This window comes from Frankia sp. AiPs1 (assembly GCF_023716945.1).
GTDB lineage: Bacteria > Actinomycetota > Actinomycetes > Frankiales > Frankiaceae > Frankia.
Map to the genome: position 1 here is coordinate 1 of NZ_JAMQQF010000359.1, position 5,978 is coordinate 5,978.

General features: G+C 72.2%; 4 protein-coding genes and 1 pseudogene. 2 read left to right on the plus strand and 3 right to left on the minus strand.

Annotation, left to right across the window (positions count from 1 at the left end; all coding sequences use genetic code 11):
- The 3 genes from ND748_RS22830 to ND748_RS22840 form a co-directional block, all read right to left on the minus strand.
- Positions 1 to 1,896: AAA family ATPase (locus ND748_RS22830; protein WP_374216002.1), on the minus strand; the 1,896-nt coding region annotated here is incomplete at its 3' end.
- A 649-nt stretch (positions 1,897 to 2,545) separates the two neighbouring features.
- Entirely contained in the window at positions 2,546 to 2,845 is a 300-nt protein-coding gene (locus ND748_RS22835) for a DUF4193 family protein (RefSeq protein ID WP_009740125.1), read from the minus strand.
- A gap of 447 nt (positions 2,846 to 3,292) precedes the next feature.
- Positions 3,293 to 3,616 carry a co-chaperone GroES gene (locus ND748_RS22840; protein ID WP_285902558.1) on the minus strand — a complete coding sequence of 108 codons (324 nt, stop codon included), beginning with the start codon at positions 3,614 to 3,616 and terminating at the stop codon, positions 3,293 to 3,295.
- A 507-nt stretch (positions 3,617 to 4,123) separates the two neighbouring features.
- On the opposite strand from ND748_RS22840, the gene ND748_RS22845 reads away from it, so the two are divergent.
- On the plus strand, positions 4,124 to 4,786 hold the full coding sequence (locus tag ND748_RS22845) for a hypothetical protein (RefSeq protein WP_251748013.1): 663 nt from the start codon (positions 4,124 to 4,126) through the stop codon (positions 4,784 to 4,786).
- A gap of 233 nt (positions 4,787 to 5,019) precedes the next feature.
- Positions 5,020 to 5,978 (plus strand): annotated as a pseudogene (locus ND748_RS22850) (hypothetical protein); the annotation flags it as partial.

Sequence of the window (5,978 nt, forward strand, 5' to 3'; positions counted from 1 at the left end):
GCGCGACGGCGTGCCCACCCGCCGGCCGGCGCCTCGCCGCTGGCCGGCGCCGGCGTCCGGGCTGGCACGCAGTAGCCGACGAGCCACCCCGAGCATCTCCTCGCCTGACCCGGCCAACTCGGCGCGGCGCAGCTCGACGAGATCGGCCTGGGTGGACAACGACCGACGCCGGGAGGCCGCTGCCGCCGCGATCGCCACCCGGGCCGTCTCCAGGGACCTGGTCGCTTTCGTCACCCGGCCATAGCGAAGATGCCCGACGGCGGCGACCAGCGCGCATTCGGGCGCCCACGCCGCCCACGACGCCGGCATCGCCGCGAGTATCGGTTCGAGCCGGAGCGCGGCACCGCACAGCGCGTCCACCATCCCGGCGCCGTCGACGAGCAGGCACGACGCGTACCACCAGTCGCCGGCCCACGCCGCATGCCGCACCGCCTCGGCCGGTCGACGGTGCGCGGCGAACCACAACGCCGCCCGCAGATGCAGCTCGTCGACGTCCTCGGTACGGTCCCGCGCCAGGTCGGCGCGCAGCAGCGCAGCGAACAGCCGGTGGTACCGGAACCGGATCCCGTCGTGGTGCGCGACCACGAACCCGTACCGCTGCGCGATCTCCGTGAGTACCTGCGCCGCAGCGGCCGGGTTCGCCTCTCCCGCCACGGCGTCGGCCAACGGGCCGGTCATCGACTCCAGCACGCTGGTGCGCAGCAGGAGACGGTGGACCGCCGGGGGCTGGCGGGCGAGCAGCTCGGCGCGCAGGAACTCGACGATCTCCGGGGCCGAGGCCAGCGCGGCCGACGGCGGATCCGGATCCGCGGCCAGCACCCGTCCCCCGGCCGGCGCCCATTGCGGCGCGGACGCCGACGAAACCCACGGCGAAGACCCCCCGGTCCGGCTGCCGGCGTGCTCCGCGTCGAAGACCTCGCCGAGGTGGGCCACCGACCCACGGCTGACGGCACCCGCTGCCAGGCGCAGGCCCGCAGCCCATCCCTCGGTGGCGTGCAGCAGGCCGCCGACCAGTTCCGCCGGCGCCGACACCCCCTGTGCCCGCAGGAGTTCGGCGGCCTCGGACCGGGTGAACGCCAGCGCGTCCGCATCGATCTCGGTGACCCGCCCGGCGGCGCGCAACCGGTGCAGCGCCACCGGCACCGTCCGACCCACCAGGATCGTCCGGGCCCGCTCGCCGGCCTCGTTGACCAGGAGGTCCAGCCCGTCGAGGTCGCTGCGCCCGCGCAGGAGGTGCACGTCGTCGAGGACGAGCACGAACGGCGCCGGCAGGTCCGCGATCAGGTTGGCAAGCTGCCGGTAACCGCGGTCGGGCGGATGGTGGGCCGCGGCGGCGTCGGGACCGGCGAGATCGGCACGGGCGAGATCGGCCCCGGCGGGGATGAGGCCGGCGCGGCCGAGACCGTGCAGAAGTTGCGGCCACAACGGCACGGTCGGACCACCGACGATCGTCGGCGTCGCCGCCGGATCGATCCGGATCCACACGAGTGGTGGCCGCGGGGGCCGGGCAGCGGCCCAGCCGGCGAGCAGCGTGGTCTTGCCCCACCCGGCCGGGGCCCGGACCACGGTGAGCGGGCGCGTCACGGCCTCGTCGAGCACCTGGCGCAGTCGGGGCCGGTCGAGGCAGTCGGACGGGGGCGTCGGCACGACGAAGTGGCCTCGCACCAGGGGCAGCCCGGCGGCCGCGGCGGGCCGGGGCAGCGCACGGCTGTCCGGACCGGACACAGTCTCATCCGGATGAGCTATCCCATGATCCGGATCGGACATGTCATGGTCCGAATCGGAGGTGGGGTCCATGCCGGAGGCGGCCCCGGCCGAGCCGAGGGGGACCCGATGGGCGGGCGCACCGGGATGGGACGGGACGGCACCGGGCACCTGCGACTGTTCGTCGAGCATTCCACACCACCCCCACGGCAAGTTACCCTTGGTAGTGGTACAGCTACTCGGCCGTATGAGCAACCTGTTGATGCCCGCGCCGCGGCCAGCAGCGGCGGGGCGACGGTGCAGGCCGGACGGCCCCGGACGACTCGCCGTGCGCGGCCGTCTCGAGCCGACCTCCGCAGCGGCCACAGCGCGGGCGGATCGGGGCGCGGGGGCACCGGATCGGGGGCCCGCGTTCGGGTGTCCCGCGCAGCCGCGGCGGTCAGCACCGACACCGTCAAGTAGAGGATCACGAGGTGGCCGGCCAGCGTCACGCCCTGGACCGCCTCGTGGATCGGCAGACAGCAGTGGACGAACAGGACGGCGGCCACGGTCACGGATGCGGTCGCGGCACGCCGTCCGGCGTGGGTTCGCGCCCCGCCGGGTCATCCCCGTCGCGGCCCTCCCCCGGTGCTGGTGCTGGCGGTGCTGGCAGTGCGGGAATTGCTGGTGCTGCGGGCATTACCGGTGCTGGCGGTGCTGGTGCTGCGGGCATTGCCGGTGCTGACGGCCCGGACGAGGGCGGCGGCGGGCCGACCGGGGGCGTCGGATCGGTCATGACGCCCGCCGTGTCGGCCGCCGCAACTGGCGTTGCACCGTGCCGGCCGCCGATCTCCCGACTCCGTCAGGCCGCGCAGTCCGAGCAGACGATGCGACGCGGGTCCGCAAGCTGACTGCGGTGCTGCACCAGAAAGCACTGGGTGCAGGTGAACTCGTCTGCCTGCCGAGGAAGCACCCGCAGCGACAGTTCCTCGTCGCGGACCTCGGCGTCGGGCAGGTCCAGTTCGGCCTCGAGGGCGTCCATGTCGTCCCCGAGATCCGCCGCGGCGCCCGCGCGCTGTGCCTTGAGCGTCTCCAGGCTCTGCTCCTGGAGCTCGTCCTCCTCGACATCCGTGCTCCGCCGAGCGTCGAAGTCACGAGCCATGCGTCTCCTTCCATTCCCTGCCGTCGTTCACCCAGGGGTTATGCCAACCCGCGGGTAGTGGTTCCCGCCGAACACGGGGAGCCATTCAACACGGCACCCCGGGACATCGGCTGGCTACGGTATGCAATGACCCCGAGGATGGGGGATGCAGTGCCTTATGTCCGCATTTCCCGGTGCCTCCGCCACATCCAAGGGTCCCGGCCGGAACGCGGATCTCCAAAGCCGAGCGAAGGATACGGGGCGCAACCGCGTCAGGCCAGACAGGGGGCCATCGGCGCGGTGTCGCTCCCACCACATTCACGACCGGAGGTCACGACCCAGGCGGATCGCCTGCATCCCGATCGATGCGGCACCGTACACCATCCGAGCCCGGGGGCAGCGCCGGGTGGTCGGTGGACGGCACGCGGACGCGCACTCGGCGGGGTTACCAGGCCCCAGGGTGAGGCCTCAGAGGTAGAGACCGGCGAGCCCGTCATCGAGCCGCTCGGCCGCGACGGCATGCACGTCCCGCTCCCGCAGCAGGACGTAGGTGGTCGAGTGCAGCTCGACCTCGGCGCGATCCTCGGGATCGAACAGGACCCGGTCGCCGACCTGGATGGCCCGCACCGCGGTGCCGACCGCGACGACGTCGGCCCACGACAGCCTCTTGCCCATATGCGCGGTCGGCGGGATGACGATCCCGGCCTTCGATCGCCGGTCCACCGCATCTTCCCGGGGCTCGACGAGCACCCGGTCGTGGAGAAGCCTGATCGGCAACGCTCCGGCCTGCATGACACCCACCTGCGTGCCCACCCCGGTCACGTCTCCGACCCGTCGACACCGCCGGACACAACGCTCACGGGGCGGACACTACCCGCCCGCGCCAGGCTCGCGGCACCCCCCGGCGGTCTTTGCGCGCCGACGGCGCCCGGGCGCGCACCCGACAGCTGCGGTCACCGTCCATCTCGGACATGGCGCCCGACGCCCGTCCGCCCTCCGCGTGCCCGCGGTCCCGGCGTCCACGGTCTCGGCACGCCGACCCGGATCAACATCGTGCGACCGATTGACCTGGGGTAACGAGTTGATGCACGCAATCGGCGTTGCCGGCATCGCGCACTATCGGCGCAGAGCCCTCCGAAACCTCCCCGGATGGGGAATGGTCTCCCAACGCGGTATAAGCTGCCGCCCATCGCTGCCCGGGCTGGCGCTGACGGGCGGCGTGCCGTGGCACCTCTCGATCGTCCGTTGGCGCCCAGGTAACCGTCGGCACGTCACGAACCTCAGGGATGGGGCACCACCATGGCATTGCGCATCAGTGTCGATCTCGATGGGCTGCGCTGGGCCGATCTGTTCCGCTTCGTCGATCTGGCCCGCAACGGCGGGATCAGTGCGGACGATCAGGTCGACGTCATCACCTACGGCAGCGACCCGATGTCGGTCAGCCTCTCCGCCCGCATCTACCCGGCGACCGAGAGCTTTCTGAGCTCGGAGCAGCCGGAGGCGTCCGGTGATGGCCTGCGCGGTGCCCCGCTCTCGATCTCCCCTGGTAGCGCTGCACCCAACGGCTCGGGATTCGCCTACGACGGAGGCTCCGCCGAGCGGAACGCCGCCCAGAACGGCACGCATTACCCCGCCTTCGACAACGGCCAGGATCGCGCCGGCGCGCCGGGCGGCGGCAGCCTGCCGCCCTACGGTCCCGGTTACGACGCGCCGACCGATCGGGGCGGTCCCGCGCCCGGCGGCCATTACCCCGCCTTCGACGGCCAGCCCGACCGGATGTCACCGAACGGTGGCGGTCAGTTCGCGGGGTTCGAGCCATTTGATCGATCCGGACCGGGCAAGGAGCCCGGAGGTGCCCCCGGGCAGGTCGAAAGTCCCTACATCGAGGAATTCGCCCGTCTTCAGGAGGGCCTGATGCGCCAGGTTCGGCGCACCGACGAGGTCCGGCCGGACCGCTCCTGATCAGCGATTAGCCTCGCCGCGCCGCCGCAGTTCCGGGGTCCCGGGCGGGACGTGACCGCGCATCCGTCGGGCCGGCAGCCCGCCACCACGCTCACGGCAGGTGAGGAGGAGAAGACCGTCAGCGTCTCCCCGTGCCGCTCATCGGACGCAGACTGTGAGTCAGCCGTGACGGCACCCTCTATGGTTCTACGCCGTTCGCACCCTCTTGCCCGCTATGGTGCATGCTGCCTGTGATGGACGATCCGCGCCTTGCCGACGTCGAGCAATATCACGGGCGTTTGCGCTCCGAGCTCGACGTCATCGCACGTGGGCCCGTTCTGGTCGGTCCGAAGATCATCGAGCATATTTATTCCCTGATCACACTCATTGATCTGCATCAACCGAACGAGTTTGATCTCTGCCTGAGCTGCGACCGGCTCTGGCCCTGCGCCTCGATCATCGCCATCACCGGCATCTCGCAGGACGCCGGGGACGACGGCCACGACGGCGAGGCCGAGCCGAGCTACGACGAGCCAGGAGCCGAGAGCGGCGCCCTCGCGGCCGCCCACGCCCCCGACGCCGGCCACGCGTCTGCCCCGCCGCCTGCCGGCTACGACGACCGGGAGCACAGCCGAGACGACCGCTCCGACCATGGCGCCGAGGACCGTCGCTTCGACGAGCCGCGCTTCGACGAGCCGCGGCCCAATGAGCCCAGGTTCGACGAGCCCAGGTTCGACGAGCCCAGGTTCGACGAGCCCAGATTCGAGGGCGAGCGGACAGACGACCGGCGGTTCGCCCCCCAGAACGTCAACGACCAGCGCTTCGACGACCGCGGCTTCGACGATCGCCGGTCCGAGGACCGCGGCTTCAACGACCGGCGCTTCGACGACCGGCAGCCCGACGACCGACGCTTCGACGAACACGAGGCGGGCAGCCGGCAGCCGGAGAGTCGCACTCACGCCGGCCGCGACCGCGACGGTCGCAGCCTCGAAACGCACCCGGACGCGGGGCGCGACCGCGGCCACGGCCCGCCGCTGGATTCGCGCCGTCCCCCGATGGACGCCGCGACGCAGTCGCGCCAGCCGGCCCTGCCGGGCACCCGACCTGCCGGCTCACCCGCCCACCCTGGCCCCCCCCCCCCCCCGCCCCCGCCCCCCCCCCCGGCCGGCTCTTATAAAAAAAATTACCTTCCCTCCTACCATATTAATTTTTT

Excerpts from the sequence above, each read along its gene's own strand:
- ND748_RS22835 (WP_009740125.1), bottom strand. The coding sequence starts at position 2,845 with ATGGCTCGTGACTTCGACGCTCGGCGGAGCACGGATGTCGAGGAGGAC.
- ND748_RS22840 (WP_285902558.1), bottom strand. The coding sequence starts at position 3,616 with ATGCAGGCCGGAGCGTTGCCGATCAGGCTTCTCCACGACCGGGTGCTC.
- ND748_RS22845 (WP_251748013.1), top strand. The coding sequence starts at position 4,124 with ATGGCATTGCGCATCAGTGTCGATCTCGATGGGCTGCGCTGGGCCGAT.